The 22,735-nt window shown below is 60.2% G+C and carries 22 protein-coding genes and 1 pseudogene; 12 read left to right on the top strand and 11 right to left on the bottom strand.

Going from position 1 to position 22,735, the window contains the following annotated elements:
* The first annotated feature begins 129 nt into the window (after nucleotides 1–129).
* On the top strand, nucleotides 130–1,317 hold the full coding sequence (locus DXA70_RS07830; RefSeq protein ID WP_128118138.1) for an LL-diaminopimelate aminotransferase: 1,188 nt from the start codon (nucleotides 130–132) through the stop codon (nucleotides 1,315–1,317).
* 54 nt (nucleotides 1,318–1,371) lie between these two features.
* Here the strand turns inward: DXA70_RS07830 and DXA70_RS07825 are convergent, their stop codons facing one another.
* A complete protein-coding gene (locus DXA70_RS07825) occupies nucleotides 1,372–2,259 on the bottom strand; it encodes an aldose 1-epimerase family protein (protein ID WP_128118137.1) in 888 nt (295 codons plus the stop codon).
* Nucleotides 2,260–2,637: 378 nt separating this feature from the next.
* Here DXA70_RS07825 and mgtE point away from each other — a divergent pair, with 378 nt between their 5' ends.
* Nucleotides 2,638–4,026, top strand: a complete 1,389-nt coding sequence (gene mgtE, locus DXA70_RS07820) for a magnesium transporter (protein WP_128118136.1) — start codon at nucleotides 2,638–2,640, stop codon at nucleotides 4,024–4,026.
* Nucleotides 4,027–4,098: 72 nt separating this feature from the next.
* Here mgtE and DXA70_RS15430 read toward each other — a convergent pair whose 3' ends face one another.
* The 8 genes from DXA70_RS15430 to DXA70_RS07785 form a co-directional block, all read right to left on the bottom strand.
* Nucleotides 4,099–5,244, bottom strand: coding sequence for a GNAT family N-acetyltransferase (locus DXA70_RS15430; RefSeq protein WP_128118135.1), 1,146 nt, complete (start codon nucleotides 5,242–5,244; stop codon nucleotides 4,099–4,101).
* Between the two features lie 83 nt (nucleotides 5,245–5,327).
* Nucleotides 5,328–5,564, bottom strand: a complete 237-nt coding sequence (locus tag DXA70_RS07810) for a hypothetical protein (protein ID WP_128118134.1) — start codon at nucleotides 5,562–5,564, stop codon at nucleotides 5,328–5,330.
* The gene (locus DXA70_RS07805; protein WP_128118133.1) at nucleotides 5,565–6,047 is read right to left on the bottom strand and encodes a YhcH/YjgK/YiaL family protein; all 483 of its coding nucleotides are present in this window, start codon (nucleotides 6,045–6,047) and stop codon (nucleotides 5,565–5,567) included.
* Between the two features lie 3 nt (nucleotides 6,048–6,050).
* The gene (locus DXA70_RS07800; protein WP_022257650.1) at nucleotides 6,051–6,956 is read right to left on the bottom strand and encodes an SPFH domain-containing protein; all 906 of its coding nucleotides are present in this window, start codon (nucleotides 6,954–6,956) and stop codon (nucleotides 6,051–6,053) included.
* A 14-nt stretch (nucleotides 6,957–6,970) separates the two neighbouring features.
* Nucleotides 6,971–7,147: an NfeD family protein gene (locus DXA70_RS14380; RefSeq protein WP_243001226.1), complete on the bottom strand. Its 177-nt coding sequence runs from the start codon at nucleotides 7,145–7,147 to the stop codon at nucleotides 6,971–6,973.
* Nucleotides 7,141–7,428: a hypothetical protein gene (locus DXA70_RS14375; RefSeq protein WP_243001225.1), complete on the bottom strand. Its 288-nt coding sequence runs from the start codon at nucleotides 7,426–7,428 to the stop codon at nucleotides 7,141–7,143. The genes DXA70_RS14380 and DXA70_RS14375 overlap by 7 nt, the downstream gene beginning before the upstream one ends.
* A gap of 177 nt (nucleotides 7,429–7,605) precedes the next feature.
* Nucleotides 7,606–9,387 (bottom strand): glycoside hydrolase family 13 protein, encoded by a 1,782-nt coding sequence (locus DXA70_RS07790; RefSeq protein WP_243001224.1) that lies wholly within the window; start codon nucleotides 9,385–9,387, stop codon nucleotides 7,606–7,608.
* 79 nt (nucleotides 9,388–9,466) lie between these two features.
* On the bottom strand, nucleotides 9,467–11,863 hold the full coding sequence (locus DXA70_RS07785; protein WP_128118132.1) for a glycogen/starch/alpha-glucan phosphorylase: 2,397 nt from the start codon (nucleotides 11,861–11,863) through the stop codon (nucleotides 9,467–9,469).
* 461 nt (nucleotides 11,864–12,324) lie between these two features.
* On the opposite strand from DXA70_RS07785, the gene DXA70_RS07780 reads away from it, so the two are divergent.
* From DXA70_RS07780 to mgsA, 10 genes and pseudogenes are all read left to right on the top strand, one after another.
* A complete protein-coding gene (locus tag DXA70_RS07780; RefSeq protein ID WP_243001223.1) occupies nucleotides 12,325–12,744 on the top strand; it encodes a cell division protein ZapA in 420 nt (139 codons plus the stop codon).
* Nucleotides 12,745–12,806: 62 nt separating this feature from the next.
* Nucleotides 12,807–14,876: a U32 family peptidase gene (locus DXA70_RS07775; protein ID WP_128118131.1), complete on the top strand. Its 2,070-nt coding sequence runs from the start codon at nucleotides 12,807–12,809 to the stop codon at nucleotides 14,874–14,876.
* Nucleotides 14,877–14,884: 8 nt separating this feature from the next.
* The gene (dut, locus tag DXA70_RS07770; protein WP_022257656.1) at nucleotides 14,885–15,331 is read left to right on the top strand and encodes a dUTP diphosphatase; all 447 of its coding nucleotides are present in this window, start codon (nucleotides 14,885–14,887) and stop codon (nucleotides 15,329–15,331) included.
* Nucleotides 15,332–15,339: 8 nt separating this feature from the next.
* Entirely contained in the window at nucleotides 15,340–15,894 is a 555-nt protein-coding gene (locus DXA70_RS07765; RefSeq protein ID WP_128118130.1) for a Maf family protein, read from the top strand.
* 174 nt (nucleotides 15,895–16,068) lie between these two features.
* Nucleotides 16,069–17,091: a rod shape-determining protein gene (locus tag DXA70_RS07760; RefSeq protein WP_022257658.1), complete on the top strand. Its 1,023-nt coding sequence runs from the start codon at nucleotides 16,069–16,071 to the stop codon at nucleotides 17,089–17,091.
* 57 nt (nucleotides 17,092–17,148) lie between these two features.
* Complete coding sequence (mreC, locus tag DXA70_RS07755) at nucleotides 17,149–17,979, top strand: rod shape-determining protein MreC (protein WP_243001222.1); 831 nt, start codon at nucleotides 17,149–17,151, stop codon at nucleotides 17,977–17,979.
* A 16-nt stretch (nucleotides 17,980–17,995) separates the two neighbouring features.
* Nucleotides 17,996–18,529: a rod shape-determining protein MreD gene (gene mreD, locus DXA70_RS07750; protein ID WP_128118128.1), complete on the top strand. Its 534-nt coding sequence runs from the start codon at nucleotides 17,996–17,998 to the stop codon at nucleotides 18,527–18,529.
* Nucleotides 18,530–18,570: 41 nt separating this feature from the next.
* Nucleotides 18,571–19,758 (top strand): annotated as a pseudogene (locus DXA70_RS15075) (peptidase); the annotation flags it as partial.
* 62 nt (nucleotides 19,759–19,820) lie between these two features.
* Nucleotides 19,821–20,765 carry a penicillin-binding transpeptidase domain-containing protein gene (locus DXA70_RS15070; RefSeq protein WP_278321321.1) on the top strand — a complete coding sequence of 315 codons (945 nt, stop codon included), beginning with the start codon at nucleotides 19,821–19,823 and terminating at the stop codon, nucleotides 20,763–20,765.
* Nucleotides 20,766–20,922: 157 nt separating this feature from the next.
* Nucleotides 20,923–21,333, top strand: a complete 411-nt coding sequence (gene mgsA / locus DXA70_RS07740; RefSeq protein WP_022257662.1) for a methylglyoxal synthase — start codon at nucleotides 20,923–20,925, stop codon at nucleotides 21,331–21,333.
* A 64-nt stretch (nucleotides 21,334–21,397) separates the two neighbouring features.
* Here mgsA and DXA70_RS07735 read toward each other — a convergent pair whose 3' ends face one another.
* Both DXA70_RS07735 and rnhA read right to left on the bottom strand, forming a co-directional pair.
* Nucleotides 21,398–21,916 (bottom strand): hypothetical protein, encoded by a 519-nt coding sequence (locus DXA70_RS07735; protein WP_128118127.1) that lies wholly within the window; start codon nucleotides 21,914–21,916, stop codon nucleotides 21,398–21,400.
* Entirely contained in the window at nucleotides 21,913–22,377 is a 465-nt protein-coding gene (rnhA, locus tag DXA70_RS07730; RefSeq protein WP_022257664.1) for a ribonuclease HI, read from the bottom strand. The genes DXA70_RS07735 and rnhA overlap by 4 nt, the downstream gene beginning before the upstream one ends.
* Nucleotides 22,378–22,735: the final 358 nt, after the last annotated feature.

Genomic DNA, 22,735 nt, shown 5'->3' with positions numbered 1-22,735 from the left:
CTCAGGCCGCGCTTTAGCGCGGCCAGGCTATCCTCCCTCTGTCGCTGGCGCGACATCTCCCTCCGGCCGGAGGGAGTCTGTCCTGGCAGGGGAGCCAAAGAGAGAAACAACAAAAGCGAGGGAACAACGATGAAAATGAATCATCACTATGGGGAGCTGAAAGCCAGCTACCTCTTTGTGGACATTGCGCACAAGGTGGCTGCCTACCAGGAAGCTCACCCCGAAAAAGAGATCATCCGGATGGGCATTGGCGATGTGACCCAGCCGCTGGCCAAGTGCGTGGTGGAGGCCATGCATAAGGCAGCCGATGAGATGGGCACCAAAGAGGGTTTCCACGGCTACGGCCCGGAGCAGGGCTATCCGTTCCTCAAGCAGGCCATCCAGGGCTATTACGCCAGCCGCGGGACCAAGATCGAAGAGGATGAGATCTTCATCTCCGATGGCGCCAAGAGCGACCTGGCCAATATCCTGGGCCTGTTTGATGTGGACAACACCGTGCTGGTGCCGGACCCCGTTTACCCCACCTATGTGGACGATAACGTGACCGACGGCCGCAAGATCATCTACAGCCGCACCAGTGAGGAGAACGGCTTCCTGGGGATGCCGGACGAGAACGTCAAGGCGGATATCATCTATATCTGCAGCCCCAACAACCCCACTGGCGCTGCTTACACCCGTGAGCAGCTCAAGGAGTGGGTGGCTTACGCCAAGAAGAACAACGCCATCATCCTGTACGATGCCGCTTACGAGTGCTTCATCTCGGACGGCGCGCTGGCCCGCAGCATCTTTGAGATCGAGGGTGCCCGTGAGTGCGCCATCGAGATCTGCTCGTTCTCCAAGATCGCAGGCTTTACCGGTACCCGCTGCGGCTACACCGTGGTGCCCAAGGAGCTGGAGCGCGAGGGCATGAACATCAACAAGCTCTGGCTCCGCCGCCAGACCACCAAGTTCAATGGTGTGCCCTACCTCGTGCAGCGCGCGGCTGCCGCTGTCTTTACCGAGAGCGGCATGGCGGAAATTCAGGCCAACCTCGATTACTACCGCCGCAACGCGAAAGTCCTGGCCGACGCGCTGGACGAGTGCGGCGTGTGGTACTGCGGCGGCAAGAACAGCCCCTACATCTGGCTGCGCTGCCCCGGCAACATGAAGAGCTGGGAGTTCTTCGACTGGCTGCTGGAGAACTGCGGCGTGGTCGGTACTCCGGGTGTCGGCTTTGGTGAGTGCGGCGAGGGCTATTTCCGCCTGACTGCATTCGGCGATGCCGAGAAGACCAAAGTGGCCGCCGAGCGCATCAAGAACGCCATCAAGGCCCTGTAACATCTTTCATACACGCAAAAACTCCTCCGGCAGCTGCCGGAGGAGTTTTTATGTTTAACGGTCAAATGTCGTGGAAAGGGTCGTCTCCCACTGCTGGCCGGGGGCCAGGCAGGCGGTGGCGGCACGCTCGCTCCACTCCTGCGGGTCGGTCTCGGCCCCGGGCAGGGCGTGCCAGGGCTCAATGCAGACATACCGCACGGGTTTGGCGGGAGCACTCCAGATGAGAGTATAGGGATAACCGGCGACATTGCAGACCACGCTGCGGCCGGTGTCTTTCTCATAGATGCCCAGCGTCTTGGTGCGCAGGCCGGCCATGCAGAAGCTGTCGTTGGCAAACAGGTCATCCGTCAGCTGGATGGCGCTGGCGTTCTTCCACTGGTAATAGCACCTGCCGCTCAGCAGGCCGTTGGGGGAGGCGTCCAGAATCATGGGGCTCTCGGGCTGGTCGAACCGGAATTCGTAATCCTCGGTGGTGTGGGCGCTGTCAAACGGGACGTTGAACGCCGGGTGATAGCCGATGCCGAACCGCAGCTCCTGAGCGGCCTCGGCGGGGTTCTGCACCGTGAGGGTATGGTGGACCGTCTTGCCCTCCAGCCGGAACGTGCTGGTCAGGACAAAATCAAAGGGAAAGCGCTGGGCCTTGATCTCGGCATTGGAGCGCAGCTCCAGCTGAATGGTGTCGCCCTCGGCCCTGAGCAGGGTATGCTCCATATCCCGGGCAAAGCCGTGCTGGCCGCCCTTGTAGGTCTTGCCGTTTGCGGTAAAGGTGCCGCCTGTCAGCTTGCCGGTCCAGGGGAAGAGAATGGGCGCGTGGCGCTTCCAGATGGCCGGGTCAGCCTGCCAGAGCATCTCTTCACCCGCCGCGTTTTTCAGGCTGACGGCCTCTGCGCCGTGGGTGTCCACCGTCAGGGTCAGAAACTCATTATGGATGGTTGCCTGCATGGTCATGCACTCCTTTTGCACAATATTTTCTGTGCCCAGTATACTCCTTTTGGCGCCAAAAGCCAAGGAGAAAAACGGACGTGGAAATGCCGGAAAGAAAACAGTAAAACTTTTGCAAAATGGGTTGCAAAATCCAGCCCGGCGTAGTATTATAACGTGGCTGAAAAAGCAGAATTTTTCAAAGAACGGAGGAGAAGCTTCCCGTATGAACAGCGACAGTAGCAATCACCCGAAACCACGCTTCTCCTGCGATGTGGACATGGCAAGTGTGTCTGCCGCGTCCTGAATTGCATGTGTCCTTGATACACCGCAGGAGCCTTTGGCAAGACGCGGTGTATTTTTTGTGCCCATTTTCAGGGGCGGACAAGGAGGCAACCCATGCAGAAGAAAAACTATGTACAGGAAATTCTGGACATCATCCACAGCGGCCTGCCGCAGGCGGAGCTGGCGGAAAAGCTTTCCGATTACCATGAAAACGACCTGGCCGACGCACTGGCCGACCTGACGGCGGAAGAACGCCGGAAGCTGTACGCCATCCTGGGTGTGGAGCAGGTGGCAGAGATCTTCTCCTACTTGGACGACGCGGAGTCCTACCTGAAAGAGCTGCCGCCGGAAGAGGCCGCGCAGGTGGTCTCCCACATGGACTCCGACGACGCTGTGGATGCTCTGGACGACCTGGAAGAAGAGGACAAAGAGAAGATCGTCCACCAGATGGACAAAGTGGATAAGGACGCCGCCGATGACGTCAAGCTGCTGCTCTCCTACGACGAGGACGAGATCGGCAGCTGCATGACCACCAACTACATCTACATCCGGAAAGATATGACCATCCGGCAGGCCATGAGCGAGCTGGTGAAGCAGGCGGGCGAGAACGACAATATCTCGACCCTTTATGTGGTGGATGAGAACGAGCGCTTTTACGGTGCCATCGATCTGAAAGACCTCATCGTGGCCCGGGCGGACGACAGCCTGGAAAAGCTGATCGCCCGTTCTTACCCCTATGTGACCGACCACGAAAAGATCAGCGACTGCATTGACCGCATCGTGGACTACGCCGAGCGGAGCCTGCCCGTCCTGGATGAAAACGGCAAGCTTCTGGGCATCATCACCTCGGCGGACGTGGTCGAACTGGTGGACGACCAGATGGGCGATGATTACGCAAAGCTGGGCGGCCTGACCAGCGAGGAAGACCTGAACGAGGGCGTGTTCCAGAGTGTGAAGAAGCGTCTGCCCTGGCTGGTGGCGCTGCTCTTCCTCGGGATGCTGGTCTCCTCCGTGGTGGGTGCCTTTGAATCGGTGGTGGCAGTGCTGCCCATCGTCATCTGCTTCCAGTCCATGGTGCTGGATATGGCAGGCAATGTGGGCACCCAGTCCCTGGCGGTCACCATCCGGGTGCTGGTGGATGAAAACCTCACCACCAGCAAAAAGCTGCACCTGCTCTTCAAGGAAATGCGGGTCGGCCTGGTCAACGGCGCGCTGCTGGCCGTGATGGCGCTGGGCTTCCTGGGCGTGTATATCCACTTCTTCAAAGCGTATGCCTGGGGCGAGGCATTCCTGCTTTCGGGCTGTGTGGGCATCTCACTGATCGTTGCGATGGTCATTTCCAGCCTGGTGGGTACAGTCATCCCGATGCTGTTCCACAAGATCCACATCGACCCGGCTGTGGCGTCCGGTCCCCTCATCACCACCATCAACGATCTGGTGGCCGTGGTGGTCTACTATGGCCTTGCCATGATCGTCCTGATCGATATGTTCCATCTGGGATAAAAACAAGATAAAGACAAAAAATAAGGCGCTGGTGCACAGAAAACGTGTACCAGCGCTTTTCGTTATCGGGATTCAGTCGTTCTGGATCCAGTACCGCTGGGTCAGCCTTCCGTCCGATGAGTCGAAAAGCTCATCTTCCAGCACACCGCCGTTGGCGCGGATGGTCCGGGCAGAGGCGACATTGTAGTGGTCGCAGCAGATGCGCACCTTGCCGATGCCCCGCTCGCGGGCTTTGTCCAGCGTCAGCCGGAGCATCTGGGTGGCATAGCCGTTTTTCCGCTCAGCCGGGCGGACGCTGTAGCCGATGTGCCCGCCATAGTTCAGCAGATAATCGTTGAGGTAGTGGCGCAGGTTGGTCATCCCTACAAGATGGTCCTGCTCATCCAGGGCCAGGTACTGGGTGGCGGGTACGAACCCTGCCGGGGTGGTGGCCGGGTCTTTCAAAGCGCGGATGTTGGCCAGCCAGGCATCGAAATCCGGGTACTGGTCCAGCGCTGAGGTGCCGTCCATCCGGGAGCCCAGGGTCAGAAATTCGTCCCGGTAGGCCATCACCTGTTCCCGGTCGGCTTCCTCCGGCTCCCGCAGATGGAGCTTCTGGGGCGGGGTGCGGCGGGTGGCATTCCGGAAATCCGGGGCTTTCATCAGGCCATGGCGGTTGCAGTAGAAGTAGAGCACCCCGGTGCCCCGCAGCGGGAAGCGGGCGGAGGCATCGCCCTCCGGGTAGAGCTTGACCAGCTGGAGCTTATCGCCCGTCAGGTAGGCGATGAACGAGATGAAGTGGTCTTTTGTCATGGGGTGATGGAGCGTGACAAAAAGCTCATCCTCCACCCGCTCGATGGTCAGCTGGTGGTGCTCGTCGGCGTCCTCCGCTTCCGCAATGTCCTGCGCGGGCAGGGCCACGCCACAGCAGCTGACCACGGCCTGCCCGGTGGCGTGGAGCACATTGCCGCAGACGGGGCAGACATAGAGTTTGGAGCGCAGGAGATTGGCGGAACGGTTCCGGTTGACGACAGGCTCCCCCTGCATCAGCTCCAGAACAGAGACGCCCAGCGCAGCCGCCAGGGGCTCCAACAGGGAGATATCGGGCAGGCCCTTGGCCGTCTCCCATTTGGAGATGGTCTTGGCGCTGACGGAAAGGGCAGCGGCCAGCTGCGCTTGTGTGAGGTGTTTTGCATCCCGCAGCTGTCGGATGGTGCTGCCGGTGACATAATTGTTCATGGGTCTGTTCCCTCCTTTTCTTCTGCCCAAGCATACCAGAACAAAACACTCCACGCAACCTACGCTGCGTGGAGTGTCTGAAATTACGGATTTGGAGAATGAATTTTATGGGTGGTTTCCAGCTCATCCACCCGCTTCTGCAAAGCAGTGATCTTATCATCCATACGGAGGAAAGCCCATACGAGGATGGCAAGTACAAGGGCAGGCGGGACGATCATCAACAGGGACTGCTGGCAATAAAGCAGCAGGGAATATCCGCCGAAGACCGTGAAAAGAAATACCACAAAAAGGCTTGCAGTCAGGATAGCAAAGAAGCCCATTTATGCGTCTCCTTCCTCATCGTCCTCATCCGGGTCCAGTGCAATGGAGAAAACGGCCTTTTTCAGCTTGCCGCAGCCCTGGGCCTTGAGGCCGGATTTGTAGGGCTCCCCGGCCAGATAGAGGGCAAAACGGCCCTCGCAGAGCATTCCGGCAATGCTGGTGCCGGCGCTGCCCACGGTGATGTCCGCAGCCTCGTCAGCGGGTTTGGTGGGGGAGAACTCGCCCAGCGAAACTTCAAACAGCTCGCTGCCCTCGAGGTCGGTCTCAAGGGTCAGGTGGGCGTCATGCCGGACAAAAGGCGCTTTCTCGCTGGCCTGCGGGGTGATGGTGCTCACGGTGACGAGGATGTTGTCGCCGTCGATGCGGGTCTTGCCTGCGGGCAGGGTGTTGATGTCCCGGGCCATGATGTATTCGATCACAGTGTCCAGGTTGTCGCTCATGCCCAGATAATTGGGGAGGTTGTTCAGGGTATCGTAGATCATAGGTTACTCTTCTTTCCGGGGCTCGGTGACGAGCTCCTTGATGGCGGGCACCACGCCGCCCAGGTTCTGCAGCTCCGAGGGGATGATGATCTTGGTAGCCTTGCCGTTGGCGACCTTGGCCAGTGCTTCCAGGCTGCGGAGGGCCAGCACCTTATCGTTGGGCATGGCCTCGTTCAGCAGGCGGATGGCGTCGGCGTTGGCTTTCTGCACGGCCAGGATGGCCTGTGCCTCGCCCTCAGCTTCCAGGATGCGCTGCTGCTTGACGGCGTCGGCCCGGAGGATGGCGGATTCTTTTTCGCCCTCGGCGGCCGTGATGGCGGCCTGTTTCTCGCCGTCGGCTTTCAGGATGACGGCCCGCTTCTCACGCTCGGCTTTCATCTGCTTCTCCATGGCTTCCTGAATCTCGCGCGGCGGAATAATATTTTTGACCTCCACACGGTTGACCTTGATGCCCCACTTATCGGTGGCTTCGTCGAGGATGGCCGTGATCTTGCTGTTGATGGTGTCACGGCTGGTGAGGGTGTGGTCCAGCTCCATCTCACCAATGATGTTGCGCAGGGTGGTGGCGGAAAGGCTCTCGATGGCCGCGATGGGCTGGTTGACGCCGTAGGTGTAGAGCTTGGCGTCCATTACCTGGAAGAAGACCACCGTGTCGATCTGCATGGTGACATTATCGCGGGTGATGACCGGCTGGGGCGGGAAGTCCGCCACCTGCTCTTTCAGGCTGACCTTTTTGGCCACCCGCTCAATAAACGGGATCTTGACATGCAGGCCGGAGGCCCAGGTCTCGGAGTAGCTGCCCAGCCGCTCCACGACATAGACCATGGACTGCGGCACGATGACGATGTTGGTGATGACCACCAGCAGAACCACGAGGATGAGGGCGAGGATGACAAAAAACAAGACCATAGTTCGCTCCTTTGTTAATGAGTGGTTTCGGTACGGATGGGCTCCACGATGAGCAGGGTGCTGTGAATTTCCGTGACGCGGCAGCTCTCGCCCGGGGCGAGGGTGTCACCCGGGGTGGCACAGCGGGCGTTCCAGTCCACGCCGTCCAGCCGGACGCGGCCGGTGGCCTCCGCTGTCACGGGGGTCAGCACCGTGCTTCCCGGCCCAGGTTGCGGTCGCCGTTGGTGGCGGTGGGGGCTTTGCGCAGTTTTTTGGCCAGAGGCTTAAAGGCCAGCAGGCAGAGGGCGCTGACGGCGATAAATACCGCCGCCTGCACCCGGAACGACTGCACCAGCAGGCAGCTGAGCAGGGCAGCGGCACTGCCCACGGCAAACCAGATGGAGACGAGATTCCAGGTCATGGCTTCCAGCACCACAAAACCGATGGCACACAGCAGCCAGAAGATGGGGTCGATGGAGACGACCAGAGACATGCACATCCCTCCTTTGCGGGGTTTCTGCCTCTATTATAAAGCAGAAAGCCGGGTGCAAGTCAATGATTTTTTCATGAATTGTTGCGTGGGATACGAAATCAGGTCACTTGTAATCGTAATAGCTGTGGTTGGGGTTGTGGCCCACCTCTTCCACCACGATGGTGAAGCCCATGGGGTTCACCTCGGTATGCTTGCCGGAGGCCAGTGGCTCCACGATGAGGTGCTCGGTGCGGTTGACGATGATCTCTGCCGTTTCCACCAGCCCAATGCGCTGGTAGTGGAGCACGCCGCCGTCCGCCCGCAGCACCCGCAGGCACCCGAGTGGAACGCCTCGCAGGTGTGGCGGAGCTGCGCCAGCTGTGCCAGCACCGGGCGGAGCCGCTTCTCGTGGCTGTCCCAGCAGTAATAGCCGCGGTTGAACGGGTCGCGGTAGCCCTGCATCCCGATCTCGTCGCCGTAGTACAGGCAGGGCACGCCGGGCAGGGTGTAGATGATGGCGTAGGCCATCTTGAGCCGGAGGATGCCCTCTTCGTAAGCCTCTCCGGTCACACAGCGGCCGCTCTGCCACTCCCGGCCCCGGCCATTGGCGGGCTCATCCGCAATGACGGTGAGGGCGCGTTCGGTATCGTGGGTGGAGAGGAAGTTGAGGGCGGTATCCATGGCCGGGGCCGGGTAGTGCTCACAGATGGTCAGGATCTCGTTCATGGCCTGCTCGGCGGGCTTGCCTTTGACGAAATCCAGCACGGCGTTTTTGAACGGGTAGTTCATCACGCTGTCCAGCCCTTTGCCCAGCAGGTAGGTGCGGCGCTTGTCAAAGCCGAACTTGGTGGTGGCATCCTCCCACACTTCGCCCAGCAGGAACTTTTCCGGGCCCACCCGCTTGACGGCGGCGCGCACTTTTTCAATAAAGCTGTCGGGCAGCTCGTCGGCCACATCCAGCCGGAAACCGGCTGCGCCCCGGCGGAGCCAGGTGTCGATGACGCCGCCCTCGCCCGTGACAAAATCGACATAGGAGGGGGTCTCCTCGTTGACTTCGGGCAGGGTCTCAAAGCCCCACCAGCTGCGGTAGCCGCCCTTGTACTTGGGGTCAAAATCGTACCAGTCGCGGTAGGGGGAGTTCGCGTCACGGTAAGCACCGCCCTCACCATAGCGGCCCTCCCGGTTGAAATACCGGCTGTCCGAGCCCGTATGGCTGAACACGCCGTCCAGCACGATGCCGATGCCGTATTTGGCCGCTTCCATGCAGAGGGCTTCAAAATCCTCGTTGGTGCCAAGCAATGGGTCTACGTTGAGGTAATCGGCCGTGTTGTAGCGGTGGTTGGAGTGGGCCTCAAAAATGGGGTTGAGGTAGAGGAAGTCCACCCCCATCTCGTGCAGGTAGGGGAGCTTGAGCTGGATGCCTTTCAGGTCGCCGCCAAAGTAGTCCTCATTCAGATGGCCGCCGATCTCGTTGGGCTGCCAGAACGGCTCCGCGTGCTTATCGGCCTGATAGAGCCGGTCCGGGAAGGGCATGGGCTTGTTCTCCACGCCCTCGCAGAAGCGGTCCGGGAAGATCTGGTAGAACACCTTGCCCTTGATGGAGTCCGGCGTCTGGAAGCTGGGCTCGTAAACGGTCAGCTGCCAGCTTTCGCCCTCCTGCCAGCTGACCACGCCGCAGTTGTCCGGCCCGCGGAAGATGCAGCGGAAATCGGTGTAGAGGTCAAAGTAATAGAAGTACAGGCCCACGTCGCCCAGCGTGACGTCCACCGAAAAGTGGTTCTGTTTGGGCGTCTGGCCGTCAAATTTCATCCGGTAATGGACGGGCACATCGTACTTGCCCTCTTTCTGGATGACGAGGTGTGGGTCCACATAGCCCAGCTCTTCCGGGATACAGAGGGACAGGTGCACCGTCTGCCCGGCGCGCACGGCACCAAAGGGCTGCTTGAAATAGGGGTCATAGCTGTTGAACAGACAAGACAAGGGAAAATCGATCCTTTCTCAAAAAACGCCCCGGAGCCGTTACACAGTCCGGGGCGCTTGGATTATTCAGGGAAAATGCTTACTTGACGGCAGATGCGTGCCAGATGTCACGAGCGTAATCGAGGACAGCACGGTCCGCGCTGAAGATGCCGCTGTTGGCAATGTTCTTCAGGCTCATCTGTGCCCACTTCTCGCGGTCGGCATACAGCTTCTGCAGGTCGGCCTGTGCACGGCGGTAATCCTTGAAGTCAGCCATGACCATATAGGGGTCGCTGCTGCGCAGGTTCTCAGTCACTTCGTGGAAGTTCTCGCCGTTCCAGCCGCGCTCCAGGAAGTTCAGAGCGGCATTGGCCACGTCATCGCCCATGATGAACGCGTTGGGGTGGTAGCCGACCCGCTTCAGGTTGTTGACCTCGGGAGTCAGCATACCGAAGATCAGCTCGTTCTCCTTGCCGGCAGCGTCTGCGATCTCGACGTTTGCACCGTCCAGAGTGCCCAGGGTGATGGCACCGTTGAGCATGAACTTCATGTTGCCGGTACCGGAAGCCTCGGTGCCAGCCAGAGAGATCTGCTCAGAGACCTCGGCAGCGGGCATCAGGTGCTCGCTCAGGGAGACACAGTACTCTTCCAGATAGACCACGCGCAGCTTTTCGCGGACAGCGGGGTCGTTGTTGATGAGGTCGCCCAGCTTGCAGATCATCCGGATCATCTGCTTGGCCATGTAGTAGCCGGGAGCAGCCTTTGCGCCAAAGATATAGGTCTTGGGGATGAAATCCGCGTTGGGGTTCTCTTTCAGGTACAGGTACTGGGCAGCGATGTTCAGCGCGTTCAGGTGCTGGCGCTTGTACTCGTGCATCCGCTTGACCTGGCAGTCAAAGATGGAGTTGGGGTCGATGACCTGGCCGGTGCTCTTGGAGAGGTAGTTGGCAAAGTTCTTCTTGTTGTCCAGCTTGATCTCGTTCAGCTTCTTGAGCAGGGTCTTGTCGGTGGCATACTTGTTCAGTTTGCTCAGGTCGGAAGCATCGTGCTTGTAGCCATCGCCAATGGTCTCATCCAGCAGCTTGCACAGCTCGGGGTTGGAGGCCAGCAGCCAGCGGCGGTAAGCGATGCCGTTGGTCACGTTCTTGAACGCCTGGGGCTTGAACAGGTAGTAATCGTGGAAGACGCTCTCCTTGATGATCTCGCTGTGCAGCTTGGAGACGCCGTTGATGCTGTTGGAGGTGTAAGCGCAGATGTTGGCCATGCGCACCTGATTGTCGCCGATGAGGGCCATATAATTGATCTTGCCCTCGTCGCCGGGGAATGCTGCTGCCAACTTCTCGCGGGCACGGCGGTTCATCTCGACCACGATCTGGTAGATGCGGGGCAGGGTCATCTTGAAGATGTCCACATTCCACTTCTCCAGAGCCTCGGCCATAACGGTGTGGTTGGTGTAGGAGAAGACGTTCTGGCAGATCTCAAAGGCCTTATCCCAGCCAAAGCCGCACTCGTCCAGCAGAATACGCATCATCTCGGGGATGGCGAGGGTGGGGTGGGTATCATTCAGCTGGATCGCGACCTTGTCGGCCAGGTTCTCCAGCGTGCCGTAGGTGGCCAGGTGGTTCTGGACGATATCACCGATGGAAGCGGCAGACAGGAAGTACTGCTGGCGCAGGCGGAGGATCTTGCCCTCAACGTGGTTGTCGTTGGGGTACAGCACCTTGGAGATGAGCTCGGTGCTTGCGTTCTTGCTCATCGCGGTGTTGTAGTTGCCCAGAGAGAAGCTGGACATATCAAAATCGGGGGCCTTGGCCTGCCACAGGCGGAGCTTTGCCACGCCCTTGCCGTCGTAGCCCTGCACATACATATCGGAGGGCACAGCCATGACGCTGTTGTAGTTGGTGTGCTGGATATAATGGAAGCCGTGATCCCAGTTCTCGTGGATCTCGCCGTCAAAGCGGACTTCCACAGCCTGATCGGGGTGGCTCTTCAGCCAGACCTGACCGCCGGGCAGCCAGTTGTCGGCACGCTCCTGCTGCCAGCCGTCCACGATCTTCTGCTTGAAGATGCCGTACTCGTACAGGATGGAGTAGCCGGTGCCGCAGATGCCGGTGGTGGCCATGCCATCCAGGTAGCAGGCAGCCAGACGGCCCAGACCGCCGTTGCCCAGGCCTGCATCGGGCTCTTCCTCAAAAATGCTGTCGATGCTGATGTCGGCATCGGCCAGTGCTTTCTGGGCCACATCTTCCAGCCCTAAGTTGAACAGGCTCATTTTCAGGCTGCGGCCCATCAGAAACTCCATGCAGAGGTAATACACTTGCTTGGTGCCGGTGCCAATGGCACGGGACTGGAACTTTTTGTGGTTCTCGCTCATCATCTGGCGGCAGATCAGTGCCAGAGCACGGTAGATCTGCTGCTGGGAAGCAACGCTCAGCTCCACGCCATATTCGCTGGTCAGCTTGTCCTGAAGAATTTTTGCAAATTCTTTTGTCGTCATAAATAACTCCTATCCGCACGAGTGCTTAAAATTATTGAGCTTTTTGAAAATAGGACACCCACTTTATATACTCCCAATATTCCCGCGTGTCCTTCACACAACGGTAATATTATAATATGTTCCCCGGGTGATTGCAAGAAAAAGCCCCTATTTTTTCCGTAACTGCTATTTTTGAGCCTTAGTTTCTGACAAATCTGCCAAAAATTCAAAAATAGCACTTTTTCTCGCACGGTATTTATATTATAATAGAGGGTACAGATGGGTGGCGCAGGGCCGAAACCGGGCGCGGAACAGCCTCTTTGGATGGGTAATTCGGCCACAAACTCCACCCCAAATGAAAAAACCGCAGAGAAAAGCTCCGCAAAGGGCGGGGTTCGGTACCGGAACCCCCGGGAACACGCCATTTTGCCCGGGAGTCCCGGCAGACACCCGCCGCAAGGAGCCGCAAAACCCTGTGCAAAGTGAGGATAGACGATGGTAAACAAAGTGAGAGTGACCATTGCGGGCGCGCCTATGCGATCGCAACGACGGATACCGAGAGCTACATCACCTCTCTGGCTAAGAAGCTGGATGAGGACATTACAAAGCTGCTGGACGACAACGGCAACCTTTCCCTGAGCAAGGCAGCGGTCTTCTGTGCCATGGATTATCTGGACGAATACCGCAAGAGCGCGGGCAGTGCTGAAAACATGCGCAGCCAGATCCAGGATTACATTGCCGATGCAGCCAAGGCAAAGCTGGCCGAGGATAAGGTCCGGGCCGAAAACGAGGTGCTTCAGCGGGAAAATGCTGCCCTGCGGGAGCAGCTGGCAAAGCTGCAGGCCAAAATGAAAGAGACTGCTGCCCGGGAGCAGGCCGCCAAAGCCGAGGCAGGCAACTGAGGGACAGCTCTCAGATCGATTCTATTTAATAGGTACAGCAACATGCCGTCAAAAGGAGAGTTATGGCAAATATTGAGATCCTTGCCCCTGTGGGCAGTGAAGAAATGCTGCACGCCGCCGTATTCAGCGGGGCAGATGCGGTTTATCTGGGCTTTTCCGGCTTCAACGCCCGCACGGGCGCCGGAAATTTTGATGCCGACAGCCTGAAAGAGGCCGTCCGTTTCTGCCACGCCCGGGGCGTCAAGGTCCATGTGGCCCTCAACACCACCGTGTACGGCGGGGAACTGGCCTCTCTGCGCGATGCCATCCGGGCGGTGGCCGCCAGCGGGGCGGACGCGGTCATCTGCCAGGATCTGGCCGTGGCCACCCTCATTGGGAAGATCGCACCCCAGCTGCCCCGCCATGGCTCCACCCAGATGAGTGTCCACACCCTGCAGGGGGCGCTGGAGCTCAAGGAGCTGGGCTTTACCCGGGTGGTCCTGGCCCGGGAGCTGAGCCTGCCGGAGGTGGAGCACATCACAAAGCACTGCGGCATCGAGACGGAGTGCTTCGTCCACGGAGCGCTCTGCATGTGTGTCAGCGGCCAGTGCTATATGTCGGCGTTTTTGGGCGGACGGAGCGGCAACCGCGGCTCCTGTGCAGGCCCCTGCCGCCTGCCCTTTGAGGCCAACGCCCTGCCCGAGGGCAAGCCCGGGCGGCTGCACCACCTTTCCCTGAAAGACAACTCCGTCATCGACAAGCTGGACAAGCTGCAGGCCATCGGGGTGGCCTCTGCCAAGATCGAAGGCCGCCTGCGCACGCCGGAGTATGTGGCGGCGGCGGTCAGCGCCTGTCTGGCAGGCCGGGAGGGCCGTGCCTATGACCGTGACCTGCTGAAAAATGCGTTCAGCCGCTCCGGCTTCACCTCCGGCTATCTGGACGGGAAGATCGACGGCACCATGTTTGGCGTCCGCAGTGAGGCCGACGCCGAACTGACCAAAAAGACCCTGCCCGCCCTGCGGGAGCTCTACCGCCGGGAGCGCTCCCGGGTGCCCGTGCGGATGAAGCTGGAAATCGAAGAGGGCGGCGAGAAGCTGACCGTGACCGACGCCGACGGCAACAAGGCGTTTGCCTACGGCGATTTTGAGCCTCAGCCCGCCCGCGCCGACCCCACCGAGAGCCTGAAGCGGAGCCTCGCCAAGACGGGCGGCACCCCCTTTGCAGCGGAAAACATCGAGGTGGAGATGGACGAGGGCCCCTGGTTCGTGCCCGGCAGCACCGTGAACGAGCTGCGCCGGGAGGCGCTGGACGCCCTGCTCAAAAAGCGGGAGGTGCTGCGCCCCTGGCCGGTGCAGGATGTGGAGCTGGAGCCGCTGCCCCAGCGCACCCTGCCGCCCCAACGGACCCTCCGTGCCCGGTTCGAGCGGTGGGATCAGGTGCCGGAACAGGCTCTTTCCGGCGTGGAATATCTGATCCTGCCCATCGCGCAGGCCGACCGTGTCCCCCGCGAGTGGCGGGGCAAGACGCTCCTGGAGCTGCCCCGGGTCATGTTCGGCAAGCTGGAAGAGGATACCGCCCGCCGCGTCGCGGCCACCCAGGATGCAGGCTTTGCGGGCTATGAGGTGAGCAACATCGCCCACCTGCGGCTCTGCCGGGGCCTGCCCATGTCCGGCGGCTTTGGCCTGAACGTCACCAATCAGGTGGCGGCGCAGTTCTACGCGGACAACGGCCTTGGCTCGGTGCTCATCCTGCCCGAGACGAAAGACAGCGACATCAGCACCATTGCCCCCACCCATGCAGGCAAGCCGGTGCCCACGGGCGTGCTGGTCTACGGCCACATGCCGCTGATGGTCACCCGCGCCTGCCCGCTGCAGAACATCCACGACTGCGCCCACTGCGATCAGACGGGCGTCCTGACCGACCGCAAGGCGAAAAAGTTCCCGGTGCGGTGCGGCATGGGCGTGCGTACCATCTACAACCCGGTGCCCATCTATATGGGCGACAAGCCCGGTGCCCTGACGGTGGACTACGGCGTGGCCTACTTCACGCTGGAAAGCAGGGAAGAGGCTGCTGCCATTCTGGACAATATCCGTGTCCATGCACCTTTCGAGGGCGATTTCACCCGCGGACTCTATTTTAAAGGAACAAACTGAGGTATACTATGGAACCCATCACTGTAAACTATAAAGTATTGGACCCCCGGGCGAAGGTGCCCGCTTATGCAACCCCCGGCTCTGCTGCTGCCGACCTGTGTGCCGTGCTGGACGAGCCCCTGACACTGGCCCCCATGGAGCGGGCACTGGTGCCCACCGGCCTTGCCATTGAGCTGCCCGGTGCCCATACGGTGGCGCTGGTCTATGCCCGCAGCGGCCTGTCCATCAAGCATGGCCTGTGCATGGCCAACGGCGTTGGCGTCATTGACAGCGATTATCGGGGCGAGCTGAAAGTGCCCATGGTCAACCTGGGCAAGGAGCCCTATACGATCCAGCCCGGCGAGCGGGTGGCGCAGCTCTGTATCGCGCCGGTGTACACCGCCGCCTTTGCTCCGGTGCAGGAGCTGGGCGATACCACCCGCGGCGAGGGCGGCTTTGGCTCGACGGGGAAGTGAACGATAGAATGAAAAAACTGATTTTAGCTTCCGGCAGCCCCCGCCGGAAAGAGCTTTTGAGCCTGTACACGACGGATTTTGAAATCCATGTCAGCGATTTTGACGAGAGCGCCGTCACGGCCGATACCCCTGCCCGGCTGGTGGAAAAGCTGGCCCGGGGCAAGTGTCTGGCCGTGTCTGCCCGACACCCGGGGGATCTGGTACTGGGGTGCGATACCGTGGTGGATGTGAACGGGGAAGTCTTCGGCAAGCCCCACAGTGTGGAGGACGCCAAACGGATGCTCCGGGCACTGTCCGGTGCCACCCACCAGGTCCACACGGGCGTCTGCGTCTCGGACGGCGTACGGACCAAGAGCTTTGTGGACAGCTGCCGCGTGACGTTCTTCCCCATCTCCGAGGAAGAAATTGAGCGGTACACGGCCACAAAAGAGCCCTACGATAAGGCCGGAGCCTACGCCATTCAGGGCCGGGCAGCCCTCTGGCTGGACCGCATCGAGGGCGATTATTACACCATTATGGGCCTCCCCGTCAGCCGCACTGTCCGGCTCATCGAGCAATTTTGATGCACTGAAAATGAAAAATTGCCGAAAAAACTTGACAAAACGCTTGAGAAAACAGCGTCTTGCGGCTATAATAGTAGCGTGTTATTCTGCGATGGACAGCCGGACGGAATCTCGCCCGGTCTGCCGTGCGTTTTGGGAATAGAACTGGAAAGAATTTAAGGAGAGAGCTTCAGTATGAGTTTGTTTTCAAAAGATGTAGGGATCGACCTGGGTACTGCCAATACCCTGGTTTACATGAAAGGAAAAGGCATTATCATGCGGGAACCGTCCGTTGTGGCGGTGGACACCAAGACCGACGAGGTGCGCTGCGTGGGCGGTGAGGCCAAGGCGGTCATCGGCCGTACCCCCGGCAGCATCGTGGCGGTCCGCCCCCTGAAAGACGGCGTCATTGCGGATTTTGACATCACGGCCAATATGCTGGAAAACTTCCTGAAAAAGGCCTGCGGCAACAGCATGTTCTCCCGCCCCCGCGTGGTCATCTGCATCCCCTCGGGCGTGACCGAGGTGGAGCGCCGCGCCGTGCGTGAGGCGACCCTGAAAGCCGGTGCCCGTCAGGTCTCCGTGATCGAGGAGCCTATGGCTGCCGCCATCGGTGCGGGCCTGCCCATCAGCGAGCCCACCGGCAGCATGATCGTGGACATCGGCGGCGGCACGGCGGAGATCGCCGTGATCTCGCTGGGCGGCATCGTGGCTTCCCGCAGCGTCCGGATGGCCGGTGATATGTTCGACCAGGCCATCATCGCGTTCATCAAGCGGAAGTACAACCTGCTCATCGGTGAGCGTACCGCGGAGCAGATCAAGATCGAGATCGGTTCCGCCTACCCCATGGACCCCGAGATGACCATGGAGATCAAGGGCCGCAATCTGGTGGACGGCCTGCCCAAGAACATCGTGGTCCACTCCGAGGATGTGCGGGAAGCGCTGCTGGAGTGCCTGGTCAAGATCACCAGCGCCATCAAGGAGACGCTGGAGCGCACCCCGCCGGAACTGAGTGCCGATATCATCGACCACGGCATCACCCTGACGGGCGGCGGCGCTCTGCTGCGCGGCCTGGACCAGCTGATCCAGAGTGAGACGGGCATTGACGTCCATGTGGCGGAAGACCCGCTGGACTGCGTGGCCAAGGGCGCCGGCGCGGTGCTCGACCATGTGGATGTCCTGCACGATGTGCTGGATACCGACGGCGCACACATGTGATAAAGCGCGCGGATGGCTCCGGCTGTCCGCGCTTTTTTGCAATCGGAGGAAGCTCCCTTGAAAGATTTTTTCGATACCTGGAAATTTAAGATCCTCGTGGGCATCGCGGTGTTTCTGGCGGCCATCATGGCCTATGCCGGTGCCAATGGCCGCCTGACGGCCGCCCCGCAGGAGATTTTGAGCGTGGCGGTGGCCCCGTTCCAGCGGGCGGCGGCGGCGGTGAGCAATGGCGTTTCCTCCCTGTGGGAGAAGTACACCAACATCGACGCCATTCTGGAAGAGAACGAGAAGCTTACCACGGAAAACGCCGAGCTGCGCGGCCAGATGGTGGATTACGACAAGCTCAAAGCGGAAAACGAGGCCTACAAGGCCTTGACCAACATTCAGGAGCAGCACCCGGAGATGAGCTATGTCTCGTCGTTCGTCATCGGGCGGGACCCGCTGGATTCGTTCTACGGCTTCACGCTGGATAAGGGCAGCCTGGACGGGGTGGAGGCCAACGACGCCATCACCAGCGACGAGGGCTATCTGTTGGGCGTGGTGACGGAAGTAGACCTGACCAGCTGCAAGGTCATGACGATTTTGCACCCCAGCTTCAACGCGGCGGGCGTGGTGTCCCGCACCCGGGACAACGGCATCATCACGGGCAGCGCGGATTACGCCGCCGAGGGCCTGTGCATCCTCTCCAACCTCTCCCGCGGGACTCTGACCAAGGCCAACGATCAGGTCATCACCACCGGCTTGGGCGGCGTGTTCCCGCCGGATGTGCTGGTGGGCGTGGTGCAGGAGCTGGTGCCGGAAGCCAGCGGCAAATCCACCATCGCGGTGATTAAGCCCGGCGCGGACCCTCGCACCGTCAAGCATGTGTTTATCATTACCAATTACTGATAGGAGGAGCCTGTCTATGGAATCACGCCGCAAGCGCAAAAGCAGCCAGATCTTCAAATGGGTCTGCTATACGCTGCTGATGCTGCTGTGTACGGTTTTGCAGACCATGCCTGGGCTGTTTCAGCTGGGGGCGGCAAAGCCGCTTTACCTGCTGCCGCTGGCACTGGCGGTCTCCGTGTTTGAAGGGGAGTTTGCCGGGGCGATTTTCGGCGCGGTCTGCGGCCTGATGTGGGACTACACGGCGGGCCGAACCGTGGGGATGCTGGCACTGGAGCTGATGATCCTCAGCTTTGCCGTCTCCGCCGTGGTGCAGCTCTACCTCAAGGACACCGCCCAGAACTTTTTGCTCATCGCGGCGGGGTGCGCGGTGCTGGTGCTGGCCTGCGACTGGCTGTTCTTCTATTACATGCCGGGCTACAGTGGGGCGTGGAACCGCTTCTTGTGGTTCGTGCTCCCCAGCGCGGTGCTGAGCATCCCGGTCAGCCTGCCCATCTATTGGGCGGCGCGGAAGATCAGCATTGAATTCAAGATCGACAACGGCGTGGTCTGAGTGCTGCGGCTCCGCAGCCTGCCCCGCCGGGAGGAAACCAGATGAATTTGGACGAACACAAGACCGTTATGCGCCGGATGCGGCTGCTCATCGCCTTTGCGGCGGTCATCGTGGGGCTGTATGTGTTCCGGCTGATCTTTCTGCAGCTGGTCAACGGCGACAGCTTCAAAGCCCGCGCCACCAACACCACGGACTATAATTTTACGGTCACGGCGGCCCGCGGCGACATCGTGGACAGCGAGGGAAAACGGATCGCGGCCAGCACCACCAGCTACAATGTGGTGCTCAGCAAGCTGCTGATGGGCGGCGAGGATCTGGACGCCATGCTGCAGCGGATCGTGGAGCTGCTGGGGCAGAACGGCGAGAGCTGGAACGACTCCCTCCTCATCAGCGAGCCGGATGCCAACGGCCACTATACGTTTACGGCTGCGGAGGACAGCACCAGCGACCAGAAGAGCCTTGCCAACATGAAAGAGGGCCTGGGCCTGCAGCAGTATGCCACTGCCGATGACGTGATGGAAAAACTGGTGGAGGACTATGACCTCAGCGCCTACTCCCTCCACTGGCAGCGGGTGCTGGGCGGCATCCACTATGAGATGCAGCAGCAGGCGTTCTCCAACGTCAACAACTTTGTCATGGCCGAAAACGTCAGCGATGTGACCGTGGCCACCATCAAGGAAAACAGCCTCTCCCTGCCTGGCGTGGAGATCGTGGAGACCTCCACCCGCAGCTATGAGCAGAGCACGGTGCTGCCCCATGTGCTGGGCCGGGTGGGCAAGATCACGGCGGAAAAGTGGAAAGTGACCGATGAAAACGGCCAGACCACCTATCCGCTGCGGGATAAAGGCTACAATATGAACGATGTCATCGGCATCTCGGGCCTGGAATCGGCCTATGAGGACGAGCTGCGGGGCAAGGATGGTGTGGAGACCATCACCCGCAACTCGGATGGCGTCATCGTCAGCACGGCCATGACCACGGTGCCGGAGCCGGGCCACACCGTCCAGCTCACCGTCAACAGCGATTTCCAGAAAGCGGTGGAGCAGGCGCTGGGCAAAAACATTGATATGATCAGCCGGGCCTACGGCACCGATGGTGCCCGGGCCAATGCAGGCGCGGTGGTGGTGCTGGATGTCAAGGACGGCAGCGTGCTGGCCTCCGCCAACTACCCCAGCTTTGACCAGAACCTCTACGCCACCCAGTACAGCGAGTACAGCGCCGACCCCGGGATGCCGCTGTTCAACCGGGCGCTGCAGGGCCTGTACACCCCGGGCTCGACCTATAAGCCTCGGTGGCCGTTGCCGCGCTGGACACCGGCGTCATCAACCGGTATTCCACGGTATACTGCAACGGCGTGTACAACTACTTCCAGGATTACCACCCCAAGTGCACCCGCCACGGCCACTCGGGCAACATCGACGTCATCACGGCCATCAAATGGAGCTGCAACATCTTCTTCTACGATGTGGGCCGCCGGATGACCAGTGACGTCTACGACGCTTATGCCTATAAGCTGGGCCTGGGCCAGCGCACGGGCGTGGAGGTCAGCGAGGCACTGGGCCGCCTGACCACGAAAAACGACTCCAACTACACGGCCTCGCTGGAAGTGCAGGCCGCCATCGGCCAGGGCAACACGGTCATCACGCCGGTGCAGCTGGCTACCTATGCGGGCACCATCGCCAACCGGGGCACCCGCTACCGTACCCACTTTGTCAAGTCCATCCTGGACACCAACACGGGCAAAATCCTGCAGGAGACCCAGCCGGAGATCATGGATGTCATCGAAGACCGGGGCGATACCTTTGACCTGGTGCAGCAGGGCATGGTGGGCGTGGCCCAGACCATCCCGGCACTGGCAAGCTATCCCTACACCATCGCCTGCAAAACGGGCAGTCCCCAGCGCAGTGAGAGCTACTACGCCGGCAGCACCCGCAAGCATTACACCAACGCGACGATGATCGCCTATGGCCCGGTGGAAGACCCGCGGATCGCCATTGGCATCGTGGTGGAATACGGCGGTGCCGGTGCCCGTACCGGCCAGCTGGTGGCGGATATTTTTGACGCCTACTTCGCCATGCAGAACGGCACCCTGACGGTGGACGAACCCGAGACCGCCGACCCGGCGGTAGACGATCCGAAGACAGAGGCTGTGGACGGCGACGCCGCAGCCGATGAGACGGACACGGCAGGGGAGACGGCTCCCGTGCCGGAACCCGCGGCGGCTCCGGCGGCATAAGGCGCTGTAACGCGGATTTGGTGGAAAAACCAGAAAAACCAGCGGAAATGCCCAAAAAACAGTTGTAAAATGACGGAAACTGTGATACTATGATATATGCAATACGATGCCCTAGAGAGAAAATAGAGCTGGGAGAGGTAAAAGGAGAGGTTGACCGATGACGATTGCACTGATTGCGCATGACTCCAAAAAGGAGCTGATGGTTCAGTTCTGTACGGCGTACTGCCGGATTTTGAGCCAGCATAAATTGGTGGCCACCGGGACGACTGGCAAGATGATCGCAGAGGCCACGGGCCTGCAGGTGCAGCGTTTCCTGGCAGGGGTTCAGGGCGGTGACCAGCAGATCGCGTCCCGCATTGCCTGCAATGAGGTGGATCTGCTGCTGTTCTTCCGCGACCCCATCAATGCAAAGCCCAGCGAGCCCAATGAGATGACCCTGCTGCGCCTGTGCGATGTGCACAACATCCCCATGGCCACCAACATCGCCACCGCTGAGGTGCTCATCCACGGCCTGGAGCGCGGCGACCTGGATTGGCGTGATATCGTCCACCCGCAGCAGTCCGTGTGATCATTTAATAAATAATAAAAAGAAGAGGCTCTGGATCGCAAGACCCAGAGCCTTTTTGTGTGCGTCAAACGTTAAAATCCGCGGCCATCTCCTGCACATCCTCCGGGGTGAAGGACCCCAGCGGCAAGATGAGCCGGGCCAGGATATCCTGCGGCAGGGCGGCAAGAGCATCGCTCTCGTCCTGGGCAGGGTCTTCCGGCGGGTAGATATGGCTGATGCCGTCGGCCCCGGTCTCCACCTGGGCAAAGTGCCCGGTGGCGATGTACTGGATGCCCAGTTTGTCTGCCGCCGTCAGCAGGGCAGAGAGGCGGGCGTCCACAGGGGTGGCTCCCTGTGCGGCCAGCGCCTCGGCGTTGAGGGTGGCACACTCGATGCCAAGGGCCTTTGCGGCCTCTTTTGCGGACTGCACCAGAGGCTCTTCTTCGGCAGAGAGCTTCACGACGGCACCCGCTACCGCAAAGCCCTGCTGCTGCAAAATACGGACGGCTACTTTGGCTGCCGTGCCGCCGCCCAGGCCTACCAGCACTTTGTCCTGCTGCTCGTAGGTATCAAACCCGCTGCCGGGCAAAAAAGTGTCGCTCATCGTCCCTGCCTCCCGCCATGTGCCTGGCTCTGTGCCACGGCCAGCTGGTCGCAGCGTTCGTTTTCCGGGTGGCCCGCGTGGCCCTTGACCCAGACGTATGTGAGTTTGTGCCGTGCTTCCTGCTCCAGTGCCTGCTCCCAGAGGTCCGGGTTCAGGGCAGGGGAGCCATCGGATTTTTTCCAGCCCCGGCGCTTCCAGCCCTTGGCCCAGCCTTTTTCCAACCCGTTGATAACATACTGGCTGTCGGAGCACAGGCGTACTTCGCACGGCTCCTTGAGCTGGCGCAGGGCCTCGATAAAGGCCGTCAGCTCCATCCGGTTGTTGGTGGTGCTGGCGTCGCCGCCGCTGAGCTCTTTTTCGTACACTTTGCCATTGAACCGATACCGCAGCACCGCGCCCCAGCCGCCGGGGCCGGGGTTGCCGCTGCACGCGCCGTCGGTGTAAATTTCAACCTGTTTCATGCGTTTCTCCCGGTGTGTAAATTTTTACTGCTTCTATTTAGAGCCATTTTACACGTTCTGTCAAGAGGAAAGTGCATAGACCCCGCCCGGCCTGCCAAACCTTGGAATTGACAAAAACGCTGAGAAATACTATACTGATGGCAACGAAATGCGTATAGGGGCGCGCTGTAAGTGCGCGCTCACGGCGTTCCCGGATAAGTGCCGCGGTCGCATCGAACAGATGGACTGGAAAGGCAGAGAGCTTGTTTCGGAACCACCAGCAGGCTTTAAAAAAGGCGCTGACAGGATAAATTCTATACGGATGCATCCAACGGAAGCAGATGCTTATTTTATGCTTCCCTGTGCAGAAAAGACGGCC

This window comes from Faecalibacterium sp. OF04-11AC (genome assembly GCF_003460645.1).
Taxonomy (GTDB): domain Bacteria; phylum Bacillota; class Clostridia; order Oscillospirales; family Ruminococcaceae; genus Faecalibacterium; species Faecalibacterium prausnitzii_I.
This window is presented reverse-complemented; position numbering and strand designations above follow the sequence as displayed.